Source organism: Nonomuraea sp. NPDC003560 (assembly GCF_042878785.1).
GTDB lineage: Bacteria > Actinomycetota > Actinomycetes > Streptosporangiales > Streptosporangiaceae > Nonomuraea.
In genome coordinates, this window is the sequence record NZ_JBIAOF010000003.1 from 338,646 (window position 1) to 360,771 (window position 22,126).

17 protein-coding genes are annotated in these 22,126 nt (G+C 70.6%); 11 read left to right on the plus strand and 6 right to left on the minus strand.

All coding sequences use genetic code 11. The annotated features are described in order from the left end of the window. Positions 1-103: 103 nt before the first annotated feature. The gene (locus ACFYUV_RS12500) at positions 104-736 is read right to left on the minus strand and encodes an anticodon-binding protein (RefSeq protein ID WP_387668050.1); all 633 of its coding nucleotides are present in this window, start codon (positions 734-736) and stop codon (positions 104-106) included. Positions 737-752: 16 nt separating this feature from the next. Beyond that, positions 753-2,564: a hypothetical protein gene (locus ACFYUV_RS12505; RefSeq protein WP_387668053.1), complete on the minus strand. Its 1,812-nt coding sequence runs from the start codon at positions 2,562-2,564 to the stop codon at positions 753-755. Positions 2,565-2,680: 116 nt separating this feature from the next. Here ACFYUV_RS12505 and ACFYUV_RS12510 point away from each other — a divergent pair, with 116 nt between their 5' ends. Both ACFYUV_RS12510 and treS read left to right on the plus strand, forming a co-directional pair. Beyond that, complete coding sequence (locus tag ACFYUV_RS12510) at positions 2,681-4,303, plus strand: asparagine synthetase B family protein (protein WP_387668056.1); 1,623 nt, start codon at positions 2,681-2,683, stop codon at positions 4,301-4,303. Between the two features lie 264 nt (positions 4,304-4,567). Continuing rightward, entirely contained in the window at positions 4,568-6,262 is a 1,695-nt protein-coding gene (treS, locus tag ACFYUV_RS12515; RefSeq protein ID WP_358283394.1) for a maltose alpha-D-glucosyltransferase, read from the plus strand. A gap of 18 nt (positions 6,263-6,280) precedes the next feature. Here the strand turns inward: treS and ACFYUV_RS12520 are convergent, their stop codons facing one another. From ACFYUV_RS12520 to ACFYUV_RS12530, 3 genes are read right to left on the minus strand one after another with little or no spacing between them, the layout of a single operon-like run. Then, positions 6,281-8,551, minus strand: a complete 2,271-nt coding sequence (locus ACFYUV_RS12520; RefSeq protein ID WP_387646026.1) for an FtsX-like permease family protein — start codon at positions 8,549-8,551, stop codon at positions 6,281-6,283. After that, positions 8,548-9,276 carry an ABC transporter ATP-binding protein gene (locus ACFYUV_RS12525; protein ID WP_352349946.1) on the minus strand — a complete coding sequence of 243 codons (729 nt, stop codon included), beginning with the start codon at positions 9,274-9,276 and terminating at the stop codon, positions 8,548-8,550. Before ACFYUV_RS12525 ends, ACFYUV_RS12520 begins: the two co-directional genes overlap by 4 nt. Next, positions 9,273-9,779: a PadR family transcriptional regulator gene (locus tag ACFYUV_RS12530; protein ID WP_387668059.1), complete on the minus strand. Its 507-nt coding sequence runs from the start codon at positions 9,777-9,779 to the stop codon at positions 9,273-9,275. The genes ACFYUV_RS12525 and ACFYUV_RS12530 overlap by 4 nt, the downstream gene beginning before the upstream one ends. Before the next feature lie 130 nt (positions 9,780-9,909). Between ACFYUV_RS12530 and ACFYUV_RS12535 the strand changes: the two genes are divergently transcribed. From ACFYUV_RS12535 to ACFYUV_RS12575, 9 genes are all read left to right on the plus strand, one after another. Continuing rightward, complete coding sequence (locus ACFYUV_RS12535) at positions 9,910-11,157, plus strand: ABC transporter substrate-binding protein (RefSeq protein ID WP_387668062.1); 1,248 nt, start codon at positions 9,910-9,912, stop codon at positions 11,155-11,157. A gap of 8 nt (positions 11,158-11,165) precedes the next feature. Continuing rightward, positions 11,166-12,494, plus strand: a complete 1,329-nt coding sequence (locus tag ACFYUV_RS12540) for an ABC transporter substrate-binding protein (RefSeq protein WP_358283386.1) — start codon at positions 11,166-11,168, stop codon at positions 12,492-12,494. A gap of 12 nt (positions 12,495-12,506) precedes the next feature. Further along, positions 12,507-13,880, plus strand: coding sequence for an ABC transporter permease subunit (locus ACFYUV_RS12545; RefSeq protein ID WP_387668065.1), 1,374 nt, complete (start codon positions 12,507-12,509; stop codon positions 13,878-13,880). Beyond that, positions 13,877-14,776, plus strand: a complete 900-nt coding sequence (locus tag ACFYUV_RS12550; protein ID WP_387668068.1) for a carbohydrate ABC transporter permease — start codon at positions 13,877-13,879, stop codon at positions 14,774-14,776. The genes ACFYUV_RS12545 and ACFYUV_RS12550 overlap by 4 nt, the downstream gene beginning before the upstream one ends. 82 nt (positions 14,777-14,858) lie before the next feature. Beyond that, on the plus strand, positions 14,859-16,232 hold the full coding sequence (locus ACFYUV_RS12555) for a M1 family metallopeptidase (RefSeq protein ID WP_387668070.1): 1,374 nt from the start codon (positions 14,859-14,861) through the stop codon (positions 16,230-16,232). 69 nt (positions 16,233-16,301) lie between these two features. Further along, on the plus strand, positions 16,302-16,979 hold the full coding sequence (locus tag ACFYUV_RS12560) for a uracil-DNA glycosylase (protein WP_387668073.1): 678 nt from the start codon (positions 16,302-16,304) through the stop codon (positions 16,977-16,979). A 10-nt stretch (positions 16,980-16,989) separates the two neighbouring features. Next, on the plus strand, positions 16,990-17,319 hold the full coding sequence (locus tag ACFYUV_RS12565; RefSeq protein ID WP_352320347.1) for a hypothetical protein: 330 nt from the start codon (positions 16,990-16,992) through the stop codon (positions 17,317-17,319). A gap of 241 nt (positions 17,320-17,560) precedes the next feature. Beyond that, on the plus strand, positions 17,561-17,851 hold the full coding sequence (locus tag ACFYUV_RS12570; protein WP_358283378.1) for an MTH1187 family thiamine-binding protein: 291 nt from the start codon (positions 17,561-17,563) through the stop codon (positions 17,849-17,851). Positions 17,852-19,412: 1,561 nt separating this feature from the next. Beyond that, complete coding sequence (locus tag ACFYUV_RS12575; RefSeq protein ID WP_387668076.1) at positions 19,413-21,014, plus strand: FAD-dependent monooxygenase; 1,602 nt, start codon at positions 19,413-19,415, stop codon at positions 21,012-21,014. Positions 21,015-21,130: 116 nt separating this feature from the next. Here the strand turns inward: ACFYUV_RS12575 and ACFYUV_RS12580 are convergent, their stop codons facing one another. Further along, positions 21,131-22,114, minus strand: a complete 984-nt coding sequence (locus ACFYUV_RS12580) for a hypothetical protein (RefSeq protein ID WP_387668079.1) — start codon at positions 22,112-22,114, stop codon at positions 21,131-21,133. Positions 22,115-22,126 lie beyond the last annotated feature (12 nt).

A 22,126-nucleotide genomic window follows, 5' to 3' on the forward strand; every position in this document is an offset into this window, starting at 1 on the left:
GCCGCCCCTTCCAGGACCACCGCCCACGTATCGAGACGCGATCAAGGTCCACAAGCAACATTTTCACGATTTTTCGCGCTTTAGCCGGATATTTTACGATCCATCACAATCTTTCCGGCCCAACCAGTACCCCCCGGACGGCCTCCGCCAGCCGCAACCGCGCCGTGTGCACCGGCCGGACCGGCTCGTCCCCCATCGGGACGGCGGGGGCGTGCTCGTGGGCGTCGTGGTAGGCCAGCGCCAGCCGGACCGAGAAGGCGTCCCAGCCGGGGTCGCGGCTGAGGGCGCGTCCGGGCAGCTCGGCCAGCACCCGCAGCACCCGGCGGTCGTAAGGGCCGTCGAGCAGCTCGGCCCGGAAGCCGGTGAGCGGCACCCCCAGCTCCCCGGCCCACCGCCGCACCGCGCAGGCACGGGCGTGGGCGTACCGGACGACGAAGCCCGGGTTGTCCCACGTGCGCGGGAAGTCGGGCCAGCCGGGCTCGGGAAGGGCGGGCGGGTCCAGGGACTCGACCAGCCGTCCCGGCGCGTCCACGACGATGCGCAGGAAGCCGTTCGGCCGCGCCCACGCCTCGCTCACCCCGTCCACCGCCCGCACCCGCGCGGCCAGCTCGGCCGGCGGGACGCGGCGGCGCAGCGCGGCGGCCGTCACGTAGACGGCCTCCCGCTCCCAGGTGCCCTCGGGCGCCGGCGGCTCCCCCAGCACCTCCGCCAGCGACTGGGCGAGCAGGTCGGTCATCGGCTCAGCGTAGGCGTCAGATCAGCGCGTGCGGCTCCGCCGAGCCGTACTCGACCAGGTGGGCCGCGCCGAGCAGCCAGCGGTCCTCGTCGCGCACCCGCACGTAGCCGAACCGGTCGGCGGAGAAGACCTTGACGCCGTCGGTGCGGCACTGGCGCATCATGACCTCGTCCCAGCCCTCGGTGAGGTCGGCGAAGCCCACCTCGCGCAGGGCGTTCCTGCGGGCGAGCAGGGTGGCCCCGGCGATCTCGGGGAGGTAGGCGTACTCGGCCTCGGGCTGCTTGAGCAGGGTCGCCTGGGGCTTGCGCAGGTGGGCGTAGAAGGCGGCCTTGCCGACGATGTCGGCCGTGCTGAACAGGAAGGCCCGGCGCAGGTCGGACAGGTAGTGCGGACCGTAGACGTCGCGCGGGTCCATGACCGCGACCAGGTCGGCCTCGCACAGGTCGAGGCCCTTGGCCAGCATCGCGCCCTCGCTCATGGCCGGGTGGGGCCGCCGGTACAGCACCTCGGCGTCGATCAGCACGTCGCGGGCGCGCAGCTCGGCCTCCGGCGGTCCGATGACGATCACCTGGGCCACGCCGGACTGCCTGGCCACCTGGGCGAGAGCGTGCTCCATGAGCGACGGGTCGAGGATCGGCAGCAGCACGGAGGTGTCGAGGGTGGCGCGGGCGCTGGGCAGGCCGATGGCCTCCAGCAGCTCGTCCACGCGCTCGGTCATCGTCCCCGTGCCGTAGGCCCGGCGCAGGGCCACGTGCGCCCGCCGCGAGTCCGGCTCGGTGCCGATCGGCGTGCCGCAGGCGGCGATCTCGGCCAGCCGCCACTGCGGCGTGCCCGGCGGGCAGTCGGCCGCGGCCGGCCAGCGGTAGGAGGTGAGCACGTCGGGATAGGCCAGGTGCGGCGGCAGCAGCTGGTCGAGCGTGAGCACCCGGTCGACCCGCCCGCCGGCCAGCGGCAGCGGGTTGTGCACCCGGGGCTGCACGCCGAAGTGCAGGCGCGGCCACGGGACCGTCATGTCGGTGGTGAAGCGGTGCTCGAACAGCTCGGCCGCGGCGGCGTAGTCGGCCACGTCGCCCTGGGTGTGCCAGAAGACGGTGCGGATGCCACGCTCGGCGCACCAGGCCAGCAGGGCCCTGAGCCCATCGCCCGGCTCGCCGGTCAGCTCCTCCAGCCACGGCCCCTGCGTGACGGACTCCACCACGAGCAGGTGGGGCACCTCCAGCGGCAGCACGCGGGCGAAGTCGCGCGGCGTGAACCCGGTCGTCTGACGCCACTCGTAGCGCAGCAGCGCCTCGACGTGCGGATCGGCGACGACGGCCGCGGTCAGGTGCGGGCGGGTGTTGGGCCCGGTGGGGATCCGGTACGGCTTGAGCTTGAACGAGGCCCCGCCCAGCGTCCTGGTCGTGCTGGTGGCCTGGAACGACGCCCCAGGACGTGCCTCCTTGGCCCCCTGGACGGCCACCGGCCGGCGCTTGGGCGCGCTGGGCCGCTTGACCGGCTTGGCCGCGCCCTTGAGCCCCTTGGCCAGGCGCATCGGGTTGTTCCTGCCGCTCTTGATGGCGTCGCCGAGCCGGTTCCAGCGGGCGACCTTGATCGAGGACAGCTTCCAGTTGGCCACCTCGGCCTGGAAGCGCTGCTCGGCCAGCTCCTTGCGCAGCCTGTCGGCCGCGGCCCGCTCGGCCTCCAGCCGCTCCTCGGTCTCGCTCAGCTGCTCGGCCAGCTTCCTGGCCTCCTCGGCGCTCTCCTCGGCGGCCGCCAGCCTGGACTGCGCGGCGTCCAGCAGCCTGGCCAGTTCGGCCGCGCGCTCGGCCTGCGCGACAGCTTCCCGCAACGCCCGACGCGTGCTTTCCAGCTCGGTAGACAACCGGACCTCCGCTCTCTCAGCCCGGCAAAGGATACTCTTTTGCAGGAAGCGTCTCGAAGGGATGAGATCCGGTGCAGTTCAACGTGCGACCCTACGTATGCGGCGCTCTCGGCCGGATCGACACCTCCATACTGGGCAAACTCACCGCCGCGGGCCCAAAGGTGCGGCCCGCGCTCCAGACGGACGAGGCCGCGCTGTTCAGCTCCGCGCCGCTGCCGCCGTACCACCGGGCGGGCGGCGCGTTCGCGTTCTCGTGGGGCGAGCGCAAGCCCGCCGCCGCCGAGGACTGGATGACGGTCGCGGAGACGTACGAGGCGCCCGGCCTGATCGGCGACGGCGCGCGGGTGACGCTGCACGCGGGCGCGCTCGGCCTGGTCGACGTCTACTACGTGCGCCAGGGCGACGCGGTCTACTTCTCCTCGCTGATCCAGCCGCTGCTCAGCCTGGTGCCCATCGAGATCGACTGGGCCGCCTGGGCCTCGATCATCCAGGTGACGTTCCCGCTGGGCGAGGCGACCCCGTACCGGGAGGTCAGGCGGCTGCCGGGGTCGAGCGCGCTGGTGTTCGAGCACGGCCGCCTGGCCACCGAGCGCCGGTTGCCGCGCTGGCTGCGCACCGAGCCGTACGAGGCGTGGACCAGCCCCGAGGAGATCGTCGAGCTGCTGCACCACGTCTACGAGGACTACGACGGCCGCAGGCTGCTCGTGCCGGTCAGCGGCGGCTACGACTCGCGCCTGCTGGCCAGTGTGGCCATGGCCCGCGGCGCCGACGTCGAGTCGTGGACCACCAGCCCCGACGACGGCACCGACACCGACATCGCCTTCGCCAGGGCGATCACCCGCGAGCTGGGCATCCCGCACCGGATCGTCACCCAGGACGCCGCCGCCTACCCCGCCGACGCCGCCGAGGTGGCCCGCCGGCTGGAGTACCTGACGCCGCACCACGCCTGGTACGCGCCGTTCGCCAAGGAGGTGCACGGCTCGGGCCGCATCCTGGTCGACGGCCTGGCCGGCGGCCCGCTGCTGAAGAACTTCATGGTCAGCGGCGCCGCGCTGGAGGCCAGGACGCAGGCCGAGCGGTCGGCGGCGCTGCTGGGCTCGCTGTCGCTGGGCGCGCCCGCGCAGCCGTTCCTGTCCAAGGCGGCCGCGCAGTGGATGGAGGAGACCGTGCGCGAGCAGTTCGCGGCGGCCACCTCGATGCTCCACGGCCACCGGGCCGAGCTGCCGCTGTCGGTGCTGCACACCAGGACCGTGCGCGGCATCGCGCGTTCGGCGGTCAACCTGGTGGGGCCGGAGGCGTCGTTCGCGGCGCCGTTCATCCATCCCGCCTTCTTCGACGCCGCGCTCAGCGTCGGCGTCGCGCGCAAGGACAAGGGCCGCTTCTACCGCGAGGTGCTGCACGCGGCCAACCCGAGGGTGGCCGCGCTGCCGTCCACGAACGTGGTCAAGCAGCCGCTCCAGCGGGTGCCCCTGCGTTCCACGGCCGCGCCGGCGCGGGCGTACTCCCACGCCATGCTCGAAGTCGTGGCCCGGCGGGTGCCCGCGATGCTCTCCGACGAGCTGCACGAGGTGATCGCCGGCGGACCGGACGCGCTGACCCGGTTCAACGGCTGGAACGACCGTTTCTGGGTGCGCGGACTGGTGCTTTTCGGGCTCTGGCTGAACGACTTCGAGAACGACCTCCCGGACGTCACCGCACCTTTTTAGTGAACTCTGGGTAACAGGGCGATTACATACGGATCTCGCGGGTATTACACGTCGCACAGCAGAAGCGGGTTCCGGAAAGCCACCGGGCTGGTAGTGTTCGGCCCGTAAGCGCCGCAACAAACGGGCACCAGATCACAAATCCGGTCTCGTTCGAGGGCATGGAGTTCGCAGGGATGACGACTCCACGCGGCGCGGTCACCAGCTAAGAACGCCGGGGTAACCGGTGACTTCGTCCTGCCCACATCTCTTCCTGTGAGCGACATCATGATCAACGCATCCCCATCACCTGAGTCGATCTCTGAGGCTTTCGTCTCGGAAGATCCGCGATGGTACAAGCGGGCGGTGTTCTACGAGGTTCTCGTCCGGGGGTTCAAGGACTCCAACGGTGACGGCACGGGCGACCTGCGCGGTCTCATCGAGAAGCTCGGGTACCTGGAATGGCTCGGCGTCGACTGCCTCTGGCTGCTGCCGCTGTACGAGTCCCCGCTGCGCGATGGCGGTTATGACATTTCGGACTATATGAAGATCCTTCCGGATTTTGGCGATCTGGGAGACTTCGTCCAGTTGATCGAGGCCGCGCACGAGCGGGGCCTGCGGATCATCACCGACCTGGTCATGAACCACACCAGCGACAGGCACCCGTGGTTCCAGGCCTCCAGGCACGATCCGGAGGGGCCCTACGGGGACTTCTACGTCTGGTCCGACGAGCCCACCGGCTATCCGGACGCGCCGATCATCTTCATCGGCGCCGAGGAGTCCAACTGGACGTACGACCCCGTGCGCAAGCAGTACTACTGGCACCGTTTCTTCCACCACCAGCCGGACCTGAACTATGACAACCCGGCGGTGCAGGAGGCCATGCTGGAGGTGCTGCGGTTCTGGCTCGACCTGGGGATCGACGGTTTCCGCCTCGACGCGGTGCCGTACCTGTTCGAGCGTGAGGGCACGGCGTGCTCCGGGCTGCCCGAGACGCACGCGTACCTGAAGAAGATCCGCTCGGAGGTCGACCGGCTCTACCCCGACCGGGTGCTGCTGGCCGAGGCCAACGGCTGGCCCGAGGACGTCGTGGAGTACTTCGGCGACCCCACCACCGGCGGCGACGAGTGCCACATGGCCTTCCACTTCCCGCTGATGCCGCGCATCTACATGGCGGTGAAGAAGGAGACCCGCGAGCCGATCTCCGAGATCATGTCCCGCACCCCCAAGCTGCCCGACACGGCACAGTGGGGCATCTTCCTGCGCAACCACGACGAGCTCACGCTCGAGACGGTGACCGAGGAAGAGCGCGACTACATGCACAAGGAGTACGCCAAGGACCCGCGCATGCGGGCCTACCTCGGCATCCGGCGTCGGCTGGCGCCCCTGCTGGACAACAACCGGGACCTGATCGAGCTGTTCACGGCGCTGTTGTTGTCGCTGCCCGGTTCGCCGGTCATGTACTACGGCGACGAGATCGGCATGGGCGACAACATCTGGCTGGAGGACCGCGACTCGGTCCGCACGCCGATGCAGTGGAGCCCCGACCGCAACGCCGGGTTCTCCTCGGCCGACCCGGGCCGCCTCTACCTGCCGGCCGTCATGGACCCGATCTACGGCTTCCAGGCGGTCAACGTGGAGGCCCAGCAGCGCCACGCGGGCTCCCTGCTGCACTTCACCCGCAGCATGCTGGAGATCCGCAAGAACCACCCGGTGTTCGGCCTCGGCGCCTACACCGAAATGTGGTCCTCCAACCCGTGCGTGCTCACGTACGTGCGCGAGGACCGCGACGACGTGATGCTCTGCGTCAACAACCTGTCGAAGTTCCCGCAGCCCGTCGAGCTGGACCTGCGCAGGTTCGAGGGCATGGTGCCGGTCGAGGCCCGCGGCGGGGTGCGCTTCCCGAAGATCGGTGAGCTGCCCTACCTGCTGACCCTGCCGGGCCACGGCTTCTACTGGTTCGCGCTGAAGCCCGGGGACTGAGCACAGCCCCCGAGCAGGTCAGCGTGACGTGACGGGCACCTGGGCACGGGCCGCGCGGCGGGCGGGAATGAGCGCCACCGCGAGGGCCGTGCCCACTGCCGTCACCACGGCCACTGCCAGCGTCACCGGCGAGGGCGCGCGGCCGATGCCCGCGCCCACGCCGCTCGTGTGACCCTGCAGGTCGATCAGCCCCACCACCACGGACGCCCCCACCGCCGTGCCGGCGCCGACGCCGAGCACGACCAGCAGGCCGGTGCCGGTCACCAGCGTGGCCATGACCTGGCGTGGCGTCAGCCCCATGGCCTTGAGCACGGCCAGGTCGAAGGCGTGGTCGCGCAGGCCGATCGCGCTCGCGGTGAGCAGGTTGGCCAGGCCGATCAGGGCCAGCACGGCGATCAGCGCCACGATCACCACTCTGATGATCGACAGCCGGTCGGCCGGGTTGACCGCGGCCTGCACGTCGAGGTTCTCCCCCGACTCGGCCAGCAGCCTGGCGCGCACCTCCGCCTTGTCGGCGCCCGGCCGCAGGGCCAGCGCGTAGTACTGGGGCGGCACGGAGTCCTTGGCGGCCAGGCTGTCCAGGCCCACCGAGAGCACCTCGCCGTCCAGGTCGGGCTCGACGGTGCGGCCCACGATCCGGACGATCAGCGGCGAGCCGCCCACGGTCAGCCGCACCCGGTCGCCGATCCTGACCCCGAGCAGGTCGAGCAGCCCCTGCCCGGCGACCGCCTCGCCGCGCTCGGCGTAGCCCCTGCCCTCCATCACGGGGAACGGGTAGGGGTCGGTCGAGCTGCCGACCGCCCGCACCCGGACCGACCGGGCCTCGCCCGGGGCCAGGGCGTTCACGTCGCTGCCCGGGTAGACAGCGCGCACGTCGCGGTCGCGCTCGGCGATGCGCTGGGCCTCGGCCGACTCCATCTGCTTGCCGGGACGGACGTACAGGCCGGCGTGCTGGCCGACCTGTTCGGGGTGGCTGAGGAAGTTGTCGAGGGTGGCCCAGACGCCGAGACCGATCGTGATCATCATCATCGGCACGGCCAGGCCGAACGCCGTCAGGAACGCCGGCACGCGCCTGGTGAAGGCGTCGCGGGTGCCCAGGATCAGGGCGGGCGGGAGGCGTACGAGCAGGCCGAGCCGGGCCAGCCGGGACAGGTGGCCGCGCGGCGGCGAGGCCGGCACGGCGGGGATCGGCGGCGTGCGCGCCCCCCGCCAGGCGGGCACCCCCACCGCCCCCAGGACGACCAGCGCCGTGCCCGCCACGATGGCCAGCACCGGCACGGGCGCGGCCGAGTACGTGCCGAGCACCACCGCCGTCGCCCCCCAGCCCGCCAGCGCGCCGAGACCGACGCCGAGCAGGCCGAGCGCGCCGTGCTCGACCAGGAGCAGCAGGGCGACCTGGCCGCCGGTGAAGCCCATCGACTTGAGCGTGGCCAGGTCGCGGAGCTGGCCGAGCACCCGGCCGCCGGCGGCGTTGGCCAGCGCGAGCGCCGCCGCGACCATGCCCACCACGCCGAACAGCGCGAGCAGCGTGCCGAGCAGCCGGTTGTCCAGCTCCATCGCGGCCCTGACCTCGCGCCAGGTGTAGACGCGCTGGAGCTTGTCCTCCAGCATCACCACGACGCGCTGGGCCACGACCTGGCTGGCGTCGGGGTCGGACAGGCGCAGCCCGGTGACCCATTCGCTGCGGCCCAGCATGGGCTCGACGCGGTCGAGCGTGGCGGGCAGCACCCAGGCCAGCCCGGGGGTCCATTCGGGGTAGAAGCCCTGGTCGGCGGAGTCGGCGATGCCGCGCACGTACAGGGTGTGGCGCTCGCCGTTGAGCGCGATGACGGTGAACGGCGAGCCGATCGCCAGGCCCAGCGACCTGGCGAAGGAGTGTTCGACGACCACGCCGTCGGGCTGCGAGCCGTCGAGCCACCTGCCCTCGGCCAGCACGGGATGGGCCACCCGGGGCGGCGAGGCGGGCATCGCGCGCAGCGACGCGGGCTCCTTCTTGCCCTCCTGCGCCACGGTGACGGGCGCCGAGCGGTAGGGGCCCGCGGTGCCGGTGACGCCGTCGATGCCGCCCAGGGCGACGTCGGGGTCGTCGTCGGTGTAGACCCAGACGTGGGCGCCGTCGGTCTGGGCCGACAGGCTGCGCCACGGGTTGGTGCCGTCCTCCAGGAGGGTCGCCGCGGTGATCAGGGCGGCCACGATCCCGGCCACGACCAGCACGGTGAGCACCGCCTGGCCCTTCCTGGCCCGCAGGTCGGCCTTGATCCACCGGCTTCCGGCCAGGGTGGTGCTCATCGGAGGTCGATCACCTCGCCGGCGGTGCGGGTGCGACGGCGGGCGATGCGGCCGTCGTCGACGATCTCGCCGTCGAACAGCGACACCAGCCGGTCGGCCAGGCCCGCCACCCGGGCGTCGTGGGTGACCATGACGATCGTCTGCCCCTCTTTGTGCACGTCGCTGAGCAGGCGCAGCACGTCGCGCGTGTTGCGGCTGTCGAGGTTGCCGGTGGGCTCGTCGGCCAGCAGCAGGCTGGGCTTGTTGGCCAGGGCCCTGGCCAGCGCGACGCGCTGCTGCTCGCCGCCGGAGAGCTGGGCGGGCGAGGCCCCGGCGCGGTCGGCCAGGTTGAGCGCGCCGAGCAGGCTCTCGCGCCGCTCGCGGGCCACCTTGGGCGAGGCCCCGGCCAGCAGCGCGGGCAGCTCGACGTTGTCGCCGACGGTCATGTTGGCGACCAGGTTGAAGAACTGGAAGACGAAGCCGACCTTCTTGCGCCGCAGCAGCGCCCAGGCGCTCTCGGAGAGGGTGTCGACCCGCTGCCCGTCGAGCCAGATCTCGCCGCTGGTGCGCGCGTCGAGGCCGCCGAGCATGTGCACGAGCGTGGACTTGCCCGAGCCGGACGGCCCCATCACCGCGACGAACTCGCCCGGCTCGACCTGGAGGTCCACCCCGCGCACGGCCGGGACCGGCACTGCGCCATCTTGGTAGATTTTGACCAGATTGACCGTTTTTAGGACCGAGCTCATGCCAGATCCTCCTGGCATCGCTCCAGCCAGTCAAGATCGGCCTGAAGGTGCAGCATGGCCCCTTCGATCAGCAGCAGGGCCACCCGGTCGGCAGGCTCCGTACGGGAGAGCAGGTCATTGAGGTCGCCCATGAGCGACAGGTAGTGGCGGCGCTGGCGACTGATCAGCGCCATCCGGTCGGCGATGCCGGTGAGCGGCGCGAGCACGAGCTTCATGAAGAACTCGTCGCGTACCCTGGGCCCCTCGGTGGGCTCGTCGACCCAGATGGTGAGCAGGTCGCGGCCCTTGGCGGTCAGGTAGTAGACCTTCTTGTTCGGCCGGTTGGACTGTTCGACGTCGACGGCCCTGACCAGCCCGTCCTTCTCCAGCCGGCCGAGCGTCACGTATATCTGCCCGATGTTCGGGGAGGGGTAGGCGCTGCCGAACGTCTGTTCAAGGGCCTGTTTGAGCTCGTAGCCGTGGGCCGGTTCCTTGGCCAGGAGCGCCAGCAGGTGAAGCCGCACGCCTCACCTCCCCGCTTTGTGTTACGTGAGCGTTACGTAGGTATCCGTTGACCATCAGATTACAGGTGTGCATAACATGAATGCATCTACCTAACACGTATGTAACCCCGCTGATTGTGGAGGAAACAGAGTGCTGCGCCCGCTTTCGTTCGCTCTGGTCGTCGTACTGGCGGCCGGATGCACGGTGGCGGGTGACGAGGGCAGCGGCGAGAAGGGGACGGGCGGCACAGGCCCGATCACCTTCGCCACCGGACGCGACACCACGGCGTACCTGCAACCCCTGCTGGACCGCTGGAACCAGGCCCACCCGGCCGAGAAGGTGACGCTGCTGGAGCTGCCCGAGGCCGCCGACGAGCAACGCGCCCAGATGGTGGCCAACCTCCAGGCCCAGAGCAACCGCTACGACGTGCTGGGGCTCGACGTGGTGTGGACCGCCGAGTTCGCGGAGAACGGCTGGATCATCCCCCTGGAGCGCGGGTTGTTCCCGCTCGACAGGTTCCTGCCGCCCGTCGTGGACACGGCCGTCTACAAGGGCAAGCTCTGGGCCGTCCCGTACACCAGCAACGCGGGACTGCTCTACTACCGGACCGATCTCATCAAGAAGCCGCCGCAGACCTGGGCGGAACTTCGCGATAAAGCGCGAGAAGTAACGAAAAAGCGGGACATCGGAGGCTATGCGGCCCAACTCCTGGCCTACGAAGGCTTGACCGTGAACTTCTCCGAGGCAGTGCAGTCGGCGGGCGGGCAGATTCTCAACCACGACGGCACGGAAGTGACCCTCGATCCGGCCAAGGGGAAGATCGCGCTCGACTTCCTGATGCAGGGGCTGCGGGAGCGCTGGATCACCGGCGACTCCCTGTCCTTCAAGGAGGAGGAGACCCGGCTGGCCTTCCAGGACGGGAAGCTGGCCTTCGCCCGCAACTGGCCGCACGCCTACGGCCCGGCCAGGGCCAAGCTGGGCGACCGCTTCGCGGTGACCCGGCTGCCCGGACTCAACGGTCAGGGATCCAGCTCACTCGGCGGGATCAACCTGGCCGTCAGCGCCTACTCCAAGCACCAGCAGACCGCACAGCAGTTCATCCGCTACTTCACCAGCCTGGAGAACGAACGCCGCGTCCTCACCGAGGGCTCCTTCCCGCCCGTGTGGACCGAGCTGTACGACGACCCGGCCCTGATCAAGCGGTTCCCGTACCTGCCGGTGCTCAAGGAGAGCATCCTCGCCGCCAAACCACGGCCGGTGAGCGCCAACTACAACCAGGTGAGCCTGGTGATCGCCAGCTCGGTCGCCAAGGCCCTGGCCGACCCCGAGAACGAGTCCGCCGACGACGTCGCGGCCTCCATGAAGTCAGAACTCGAAGAGATCATCAGAACCCAGTGAGGCAAGCCATGCGTAAAGCCAGTGCAGCAGTAGTCCTGGCAGGGCTCGCGGTAGCCGTCGCCGCCTGCGGCAACGCCCCGACGACGACGACCCCCACCGCCTCGGAGTCGGCGCCGGCCAGTTCCGCCGCCGGCGCCAAGACGCTCGAAGGCGTCAAGCTGGAGGTCGCGGCCAAGTGGACCGGCGCGGAGCAGAAGAACTTCGAGCAGGTGCTCAAGGCCTTCTCCGACAAGACCGGCGCCACCGTCACCTACGCCTCCACGGGTGAGGACACCGGCGCCTACCTCGGCCCGCGCATCCAGGGCAAGAACCCGCCGGACGTCGCGATCCTGCCGCAGCCGGGTCTGGTGCAGCAGTACGCCAAGCAGGACGCGCTCAAGCCGCTGTCCGCCGAGGTCACCCAGGAGATCGACACCAACTACACGCCGTACTGGAAGGAGCTCGGCTCCGCCGACGGCAAGGTGTACGGCGTGCTGATCAAGGCCGCGCACAAGTCGCTGGTCTGGTACCGCTCCGAGGCGTTCGAGGAGGCCGGCGTCCAGGTGCCGACGACCTGGGACGAGCTGATCAAGGCCGGGCAGACCATCGCCGACTCCGGCACCCCGCCCTTCTCCCTCTGCGGCGCCTCCGGCTGGACGCTGACCGACCTGTTCGAGAACGTCTACCTGTCCAGCGCCGGCCCGGAGAACTACGACAAGCTCTCCAAGCACGAGATCCCCTGGACCGACGCCAGCGTCGCCACCGCCCTGGAGAAGATCGCGCAGATCGCGGGCAAGAAGGAGTTCGTCCTCGACGGCGCCTCCGGCGCGCTGCAGACCGACTTCCCGACCTGCGTGACCAAGGTCTACGGCAACAAGAAGGCCGCCATGGTCATCGAGGCCGACTTCGTCGCCACCCAGGCCACCCAGGACGGCGCCAAGGTCGGCGAGGGCGCCAAGTACTTCCCGTTCCCGAAGGCCGGCGACACCGCCCCGGTCGTGCTCGGCGGCGACGTGGCCGTGGTCATGAAGGACTCCCCCGGCGCGATGGCCCTGGTGCAGTTCCTGGCCTCCAAGGAGGGCGGCGAGATCTGGGCCAAGCTCCCCGGCTACCTGTCGCCCAACAAGAACGTCTCCCCCGACAACTACCCCGACGAGCTGACCAAGCAGCTCGGCCAGACGATCGTCTCCGCCGGCGACGCCGTCCGCTACGACATGTCGGACCTGGCCCCGAGCGCCTTCGGCGGCACCGACGGCAAGGGCGAGTGGAAGGTCCTCCAGGACTTCCTGCGCAACCCGAGCGACGTCAAGGGCGCCCAGGAGGCGCTCGAGGCCGAGGCCAAGAAGGCCTGGAAGTAAAGAGGTAAGGCCGTGACCGAACGGTTGGACGGCCCGGCGGCCCCGCCCGCGAAGATCGCGGGCGGGCCCTCCGCAGGACCGGCTGAAACCCCCCGTACGAGACGACGCCTCGGCCCATCGCCGGCGGTCGCCATCGCCTTCCTCCTGCCGGCGGCCCTGCTGCTCGGCGTCTGGGTGGTCTACCCCATCGTCTACTCCATCTTCCGCAGCCTGTTCGACGCCTCGGGCAGCGGGTTCGTGGGGCTGGGCAACTACGCCACGATCTTCAGCGACCAGGGCATGCTGGTCACGATCCGCAACAACCTCATCTGGGTGGTCGTGGCGCCGATCGTGGTCACCACGATCGGCCTGATCTTCGCGGTGCTGACCGAGCGCATCAAGTGGGCGACGGCGTTCAAGCTGATCGTGTTCATGCCGATGGCGGTCTCGCTGATGGCCGCGGGCGTCATCTTCCGCCTGGTGTACGAGGAGAGCCCCGACAAGGGCCTGGCCAACGCCGTGCTCACCACCGTGCACGACACGTTCTCCTCCTCCAAGGGCTACCCCGAGGCCCGGCCGCGCGGCGGCGACGAGTCTCCCGTGACCGAGCAGAACGGCGCGGTCGTCACCAAGGAGCCCGCCCAGGCGGGCCGGCCGGTGCTGATCCCGATCGTCGGCGTCAAGCCGCAGACCATGCCGTCCAACGCCCAGACCGCTCGCGCCCCCTCGGGCGACGGCCTGTCGGGGACCGTCTGGTTCGACTTCACCCAGGGCGGCGGCGGCAAGAGCGGCGCGGTCGACCCGACGGAGAAGGGCCTGCCCGGCATCACCGTCGAGGCGGTCCAGAACGGCAAGGTGGCGGGCACCGCCACCACCGCCGACGACGGCACGTTCCGCTTCGACGGCCTGCCCGCGGGCTCCTACGTCGTGCGGCTGCCGGAGTCGAACTTCCAGGCCAGCTACGGCGGCCTGACCTGGCTCGGCCAGACGCTCATCACGCCGGCGATCATCGGCGCGTTCGTCTGGGTGTGGGCCGGGTTCGCGATGGTGCTGATCGCCGCCGGCCTCGCCGCCATCCCGCGGGACGCCCTGGAGGCCGCCCGCATCGACGGCGCGACCGAGTGGCAGGTGTTCCGGCGGATCACCGTGCCGCTGCTGTCGCCGGTGCTGCTCGTCGTCTTCGTGACGATGATCATCAATACGCTGAAGGTCTTCGACCTGGTCTACATCATCGCGCCGGCCTCGGTTCAGCCGCAGTCGAACGTGGTCGCGCTGGAGATGTGGCGCGTGTCGTTCGGCGGCGGGAACAACCAGGGGCTCGGCAGCGCACTCGCGGTGTTCCTGCTCATCCTGGTCCTCCCCTTCATGATCATGAACATCCGCCGGTTCAGAAGGGAAGACACATGACGACCGCGACCGTGAAGGCGTCTCACCGGCTGGAGTCGGGCGCGCCGCGCAGGGGCGTGGCGAGCAGGATAGTGGACCGCCTCGGCGGCGGGGCCGTCCAGGTGATCATGATCGTGCTCGGCCTGTTCTGGCTGGTGCCGACGCTCGGCCTGCTGGTCGTCTCCCTGCGCACGGTGAAGGTGAACAACGCCGAGGGCTGGTGGACGATCTTCACCAAGCCCGCCGAGCTGACTCTGGCCAACTACAAGAACCTGCTGGCCAGCGGCTTCACCTCGTCGTTCTGGAACACGGTGGCCATCACCGTGCCGACCACGATCCTGGTGATCGGCATCGCGGCCATGGCGGCGTACGCGTTCGCGTGGATGGAGTTCCGCGGCCGGGACACGGCGTTCCTGGTCGTGGTGGGCCTGCTGATCGTGCCGATCCAGATCGCGCTGATCCCCGTCGCCGCCTTCTACGGCGGTGTCGGGATCTTCGGCACGATCCCCGGCGTGGTGCTGTTCCACACGGCGTTCGGCCTGCCGTTCGCCATCTTCCTGCTGCGCAACTTCTTCGTCGGCATCCCGGCCTCGCTGCTGGAGGCGGCCAGGATGGACGGCGCACCCGAGTGGAAGATCTTCGCCCAGGTCGTGTTCCCGCTGGGCAAGCCGGCCATCGCCTCGCTGGGGATCTTCCAGTTCCTGTGGGTGTGGAACGACATGCTCATCGCGCTCGTGTTCGCCAACACCGACAACCAGCCGATGACCAAGGCCCTGCAGTCCCAGATGCGGCAGTTCGGATCGAACGTCGACATCCTCTCCTCCGGGGCGTTCCTGTCACTGATCATCCCGCTGGTGCTGTTCTTCGCCTTCCAGCGGTACTTCGTCCAGGGCATGATGGCCGGTTCCGTCAAGTAGGCCATTCCCGGCGGGCGCCCGCCTCCCGAGGGGGGCAGGCGGGCGCCCGTAACACGTCCTTCCGGACCTCCGATGATTGTTCATGAAGCGTCTTCTCGCCCTCGCCGCAGCAGCCTTCATCTCCCTCCCCCTCACCCCCGCCGCCGCGCTCGGCGGCACCCCGGGCTCGCCCGGGGCGGGCGACCCGTACTTCCCCGGCCAGGGGAACGGCGGCTACGACGCCGGCCACTACGACCTCGCCCTCGACTACGAGCCCTCCTCCAACGTCCTGACCGGCGTCGCCACCGTCAACGCCCGCGCCACCCAGGCGCTCAGCCGCTTCGACCTCGACCTGTCCGGCTCGCTGTCCGTACGCTCGGTCACCGTGGACGGCCGGCCCGCCGCCTTCACCCGCAGCGGCGACGAACTGGTCGTCACCCCCGCCGCCGCGCTCGCCTCCGGGCAGGGCTTCTCCGTCGCCGTCCGGTACGACGGCAGGCCCACCCACGTCCTCGACCCCGACGGCTCCAGGGACGGCTGGATCAGGACCAGCGACGGCGTCTTCAACGCCAACGAGCCGCAGGGCGCCATGACCTGGTACCCCGGCAACCATCACCTGTCGGACAAGGCGACGTACCGGTTCTCGGTCACCGTGCCCAGCACCAGGGTCGCGGTGGCCAACGGCGACCTGGTGGCCAGGACGTCGGCCGGCGGCCGGACCACCTTCGTGTGGGACGCCCGCGAGCCCATGGCCAGCTACCTGACCACCGTGTCGATCGGCAAGTTCCAGCTCACCGACACCAGGTCCGGCGGCTACCGGGTGATCACCGCCGTGGACCCCAAGCTCGCCGGCACGGCGACGGACTTCGCCGCCCGTCACGCCCCCGTCCTGGACTACTTCAGCTCGCTCTTCGGCCCGTACCCCTTCTCCTCCACCGGCGGGATCGTGGACCACGAGCCGAACGTCGGCTACGCCCTGGAGACCCAGACCCGGCCCATCTACCCCGTGGTGCCCGGCGAGTCGCTGCTCGCGCACGAGCTGGCCCACCAGTGGTTCGGCGACTCGGTGACGCCCACCTTATGGCGGGACATCTGGCTGAACGAGGGCTTCGCGACGTACGCGGAATGGCTCTGGCTGGAGAAGATCGGCAGCCGTACCGTGCAGACGTCCTTCGACGGCGTCTACGCCAGGCCCGCCGACGACGAGTTCTGGCAGACGCCCACCGCCGACCCCGGTGGCGCCGCCGCGCTCTTCCACGACCCCGTCTACGACCGCGGCGCGGCGACCCTGCACGTCCTGCGCCGGACCGTCGGCGACAACGCGTTCTTCACGATCCTGCGCACCTGGGCAAACGACCACAAGTACGGCAACGCCGACACCGCCGCCTTCGTCGCCCTGTCCGAACGCGTGTCCGGCAGGCAGCTCGACACCCTCTTCGACGCCTGGCTCTTCCAGCCCGGCAAGCCGTCGTTGTGATCATTCCGGTACGGCCTGCGCGTCCGTTTGGGCGGCAAGCCGTACCAGACCTAGATAAGCTTCACGGCCATGGCCGGTCGTCCTTTGCATGAAGTCGTCGAAGCCGGATGGGCTCAGGCTCTTGAGCCCGTATCCGAGCAGATCTCCTTGATGGGTGAGTTCCTGCGCAACGAGATCGCCGAGGGCAGGCAGTACCTGCCCTCGGGCCCCAACGTCCTGCGCGCGTTCAGCCAGCCCTTCGACGACGTCAAGGTGCTGATCGTGGGCCAGGACCCCTACCCCACGCCCGGCCACCCCGTCGGGTTGTCGTTCTCGGTGGCGCCCGAGGTGCGGCCGATCCCCGGGAGCCTGCTCAACATCTACAAGGAGATGGAGTCCGACCTCGGCCTCCCCCGCCCCGCCAACGGCGACCTGACCCCGTGGGCCGAGCAGGGCGTGCTGCTGCTCAACAGGGTCCTGACCGTCATGCCGGGCAAGCCCGCCTCCCACCGGGGCAAGGGCTGGGAGCTGGTCACCGAGCAGGCCATCCGCGCCCTCGTGGCCCGCGACAAGCCGATGGTCGCCATCCTGTGGGGCCGCGACGCCCGCAACCTCGCGCCCATGCTCGGCAGCGTGCCGCGCATCGAGTCGGCGCACCCGTCCCCGCTGTCGGCGCGCAGCGGCTTCTTCGGCTCGCGGCCGTTCAGCCGCGCCAATGAGCTGCTCACCCAGCAAGGCGCCGCACCTGTCGAGTGGAAGCTGCCCTAGCATCGTCGCCATGAGTGATGAACCGAAATACCTGCGCCTTACGGTCGAGCTGACCGTGGAGGTGCTCGACGTGAACGCGCTGCAGGCGGCGGCGCTGGCCGAGATCCGGCATCCCGACGCCGACCTCAGCGACGAGGAGCGCTCCGAGCAGGCCGACCTCGTCAACTCCGACGAGACCGGCGCCTCGGCGCTGCAGTGGCTGATCGAGCCGGACCACGTGCTGCAGCTCGTGGACCACATCACCGAGATCGAGCCGCGTGAGGCCGTTCTCGGGGTGGAGCCGTCCGAGGGGCCGAGCGAGGACGAGGACGAGGACCACCACGACCACGACCACGCGTGACCTCTCGCACGTGACGTGACCTGACGTGACGTGACCTGACGTGGTGTGGCGTGACGTGACGTGACGTACGCCGACCGGCCACGACGCCCCACCGCGCCGCGGCTCCGTCGTACGGCGCCCATCACGTCGTGACCTCTGACGTACGGCGATCAGCCACGGCGCCCCACCCGCGTCGTGGCTCTTCGCCCCGGCTACGATCGTCTCGTCCGGGCTTTTTCCGTTCTCCGAGGGATCTGTCGCCATGATCGTGGCCTTCTCCATCACCCCGCTGGGCGTCGGCGAAGGGGTCGCCGAACCGGTCGCCCGCGCCGTCAAGGTGGTCCGCGAGAGCGGCCTGCCCAACCGCACGGACGCGATGTTCACCACGATCGAGGGCGAGTGGGACGAGGTCATGGACGTCGTCAGGCGCGCGGTGGACGCCGTCGCCGAGGTCGCCCCGAGAGTCAGCCTGGTCCTCAAGGCCGACCTGCGCCCGGGCGTGACGGACGGCATGACCACCAAACTCCAAAGCCTCGAACGCCACCTCCCCTGACCCGCTTTCCCACGCAGAGAACGCCAGCCCCAAGCAAGACACCTCACCCCAGCGCCTCCCCCAGGCCGCCCGCAGCCAGCACCCCGAGACCTGAGCGCGGCCGCCCAACAGCCGCCCGCCCCCGGCCCATGCCCAGCACCCCACCACCGACCCAGTAGCCGCCCCCATCGGCCAGCGCCTGAGCGGCGGCCCGAGAACCGACACCCGGCCCGCACCCGACCCGCAGCCGCCCGCCTGCCCGCCTGCCCGCCTGCCCGCCCCGAAGCTGACACTCCGCCTGCACTTCGACAGCTGAGCCCCCCAGAAGCGGTATGCCATCGGCATCTGGCCATCCGGTTCGGGAAGGCGATAATCGGCCTGCGACTGCGACAGCCCGCACCGCACAGGAACTCCCGGCCGCACCCTCGTACCGTGAAGCCCACGATCTGCGGATGCCGGCTGAGCACGCAGCTGGGCACACAGTGAGGAACTCCCACAGTCGGATGTGGCGAGGAACCCCGTAGGGGCACGCGGCGCGCAACCGTCCCGTCGCGGACACACAACGGGAAGCCCCGCAGCCGGCACGCAACGCACATCCCCCATAGCGGGCACAGGGCAGGAACCTCCCGTGGCGGACACGTGACGAGGAGCCCCGCAGCAGGCACGCAACGCGCAGCCCCTACGGCGAGCACAAGGCAGGAAACCGCCCATAGCGGGCACATGGGTGAAGAGGCTCGCAGCGTACATGCGGCACGCAGCCTCTGCGGCGCACACATGGCGCGGAACTGTCCACGGCGAGACGTGGCGAAGGACCGCGCAGCAGGCATGCGGCGCGCGCCCGTCCCATAGCCGACACATGGCACGGAGCCGTCCATGGCAGGGCGTGGCGAGGAGCCGTGCAGTACGACGTGGCGCGCACCCCTCCGCGTAGCGGGCACATGGGCGGGGCGGCACATGGTCGGGGCGGCACATGGTCGGGGCGGGCACCCGGCGCACAACCCCCACGGCGGTCACAGGGCTCGGAGCCCCCAGGAGCGGGCGCGTGACGTGGAGCCGCACAGCGGGCACGCGGCGCGGCCCCCACGGCCGGCACACGGCAGGAGACCTCCCATAGCCGGCGCGTGATGAGGAGCCCTGCAGCGGGCACGCCGCGCACAGCAGCCCCTGCGACAGACACATGGCGCAGAGCCCTTGTAGCGCACACGTAGCCCGGAGCCCCGTATCGCAGACGTAGCCCGGAGCCCCGAAGCGCAGACGTAGCCCGGAGCCCCGAAGCGGACGTGGCCGGGAGCCCTCGTAGCCAAGCATGGCGAGTAATCCCGTAGCGGGTACGTGGCACCGAGGGTTGGATTCAAGCGCAACCGCTCGACCTTCTGGTGATGTCGGCGCTGGGCGGGCTTGCGAGCGGGGCGGGCAGCGGCCGTTTGGCCTCGCGCCCAGATGGCGGCGCGCTCCTTTCAGGGAGCGCAGAGCTCCGATGAATGTCGGGATTCGCGATATGTCTTGACCGTCTCCGTAAACGCGACATATCGTGTCGCTTGATCGGAGAACGCGATACTACTCGTGCCCGGAGGTGGAGGCAATGAGACAAGAGCGAGTGCCCGTGCTGGTGGTCGGCGGCGGGTACGCGGGCCTGAGCGCTGCCGCGCTGCTGGCGTGGCGCGAGGTGCCCGTCATTCTGGTCGAGCGGCACCCGAGCACGTCCATCCAGCCCAAGGCGTTCGGCATGGGACCGCGAGCCGTCGAGCTGCTGCGGCCGCTGCCGGGGATCGAGCAGACGTTCGCCGACATCTGGATCGGCATCGGCGACTCCATGCGCATCGCGATCGCCAAGACGCTGGCCGACCCCGATCCGGAGATGATCTTCGAGGACACGGGCGAGTTCGACGCCCTGGCCGACCTCACCCCCGTGCCCCGCGTGGGCGCCCCCCAGTCGGAGGTCGAGCGGGTGCTGCGTGCCTACGCCGACGAGCTCGGCGCCGACCTGCGCTTCTCCACCGAGCTGATCTCCCTCGACCAGGACGACGACGGCGTCACCGCCGTGATCCGCGCCGCCGACGGCGAGGAGAGCGTCGTACGGGCCGACTACGTGGTGGCGGCCGACGGCCACCGGAGCCCGCTGCGCGAGCGGCTGGCCGTGCCCACCTCCGGGAGGGGCGACCTGGTGCAGATGCGCTCGATCATGTTCGACGCCGATCTGACCGGCCTGGTGAACGAGCGCGAGGTCATCGTCTGGTACCTCCACAACGACGCGTTCACCGGCGTCATCGTGACCGGCACGGGCGTCGGCGCGCACGTGCTCGGCATCAACCAGAACCCCTCCCCGGACGGCGGCGCAGAGGCCCTCACCGAGGAACGATGCGTCGAGCTCATCCGCGCCGGAACCGGCATCCCGGACCTGGACGTGCAGGTGCTGGACACGGCGACGTTCAGCCTGGCGCACGTCGTGGCCGACACCTTCCGCGCCGGACGCGTCTTCTTCGCCGGCGACGCCGCCCACACCATGCCGCCCACCGGCGGCCAGGGCGGCAGCACCGCCCTCCAGGACGGCTGCGACATCGCCTGGCGCCTCTGGCTGGTGCTCAGCGGACAGGCCGGCCCCGGCTTCCTGGACACCTACGACGCCGAACGCCGCCCGATCGGCGCCCTGACCGCCGACGCCCAGCTCGCCAACCTCAGCGTGCGGATGCCCGTGGACGAGCGCTCCGACTACCCCGAGCCCCTGGAGGACTTCCTGCAGGCGATGCTCGGCTACCGGTACCACTCCGCCGCCGTCCTGGAGGAGCCCGGCGACGACGGCTCGCTCCTGGAGGACCCGCGCTTCCCGAGCGGCCGGCCCGGCAGCCGCGCCCCGCACGTCGTGCTCGACTGGGAGGGACAGCGCATCTCGACCATCGACCTGTTCGGCTCGGGTTTCGTCCTGCTGGCCGACAAGTGCGGCGGCCAGGTCTGGATGGACGCCGGCCGCGTGGTCAAGGAGCGCCTGGGCGTGCAGCTCACCCGCATCCTGGTGGACGACGAGCTGGTGGACGTGGAGGGCCGCTGGCGGGAACGGTACGGGGTGCGGGAAGGCGGCGCTGTCCTGGTGCGGCCCGACGGGTACGTGGCCTGGCGCGCCCCTCGCCCCACGTCGGACCCCCTGTCCACGCTCGACCAGGCCCTCACCCGGATCCTGCATCGCTGACCACCTGCCTTTCGCCGGACCGGGCCCGATGGCCCTCGCCGGGGTCGTGAAACGTGCGCATGGGCGGGGAGGCACGTACGTGCTCCATGGGTCTGGCCGTCTCGCGGGGGCGGGGGTCAGACGGCGAGGGCCGGGCGTGCGGGGTGGTCGGCGGAGGTCAGGTCGAGGCTGCCGGCGACGCGGAGCCAGTCGTTGACCGAGCCGGTGAAGCCGGACGGCGGCCCCACCTTGAGACAGGTGAGCCGGCCGCCGCCGGGGGCGGGGCCCACCTTCAGGCGGCGGATGGCGCCCGAGCTGCCCGGCTCGCCAAGGCCGGCGAGGTCGGCGAGGTCGGCGTCGCACGGGGTCAGCCGTACGCCGAACGGCGGGACGCCCCGCAGAGCGCCGGACGGCTGGATCCGCAGGAGGTCGTCGATCTCGTGGCAGCTGGCCAGCGGGTGCACCCGCAGGTGGGCGAGCTGGTCGGCGACCAGGCGATGGGCCACCGATCGGAGGAGGGCGGTCGCGCAGAGGCTGTGGGCGCAGGCGGCGCCGTCGAGGGTGATCTCCGGGAGCGCGAAGCGGCGCAGGCCGCGCGAGGTGACGCGCAGGCAGTCGCAGGCGGCCGTCTCGGACGGGTCCCACGGCGGACAGGTGGCGTCGTCGCGCATCTGCACGTCCCAGGTGAGCCAGTCGTCGCCGAGGCGGAAGTCATCCGGCTCGCCCGGCGACCTCGGGCAGGCGGGCACGGCCGAGGCGGTGGACGGGTCGATCAGCAGGCCGTCGCACTGGCGGGCGAGGGCGCGGGCGACGGCTCTGGCGGTCTGCACGTTGCCGGGCAGGCGGCGTGGGGGCGCGGTGGTGGACACCAGCACGTGTTGCCCGGCCCGGCGCAGCCGCCGTCGTTCGTCGCCCGTGAGGGTGAGGCCGGCCGGTCGCCAGGGGGCGGGGACATGGGTGACGGCCAGGGACGGCGGGGTGTCGAGCGCGTCACGGGCCGCCTTCCGGTACGGCCCTGGGACGCGCCAGGGGACGAAGGTGTCGACGTCGAACGGCAGGTGCTCCACGGCTACGACGAACAGTGAGGTCAGCATGGCGGGGAGCGGCAGAACGATCTTCATGAGGTGCCTCGC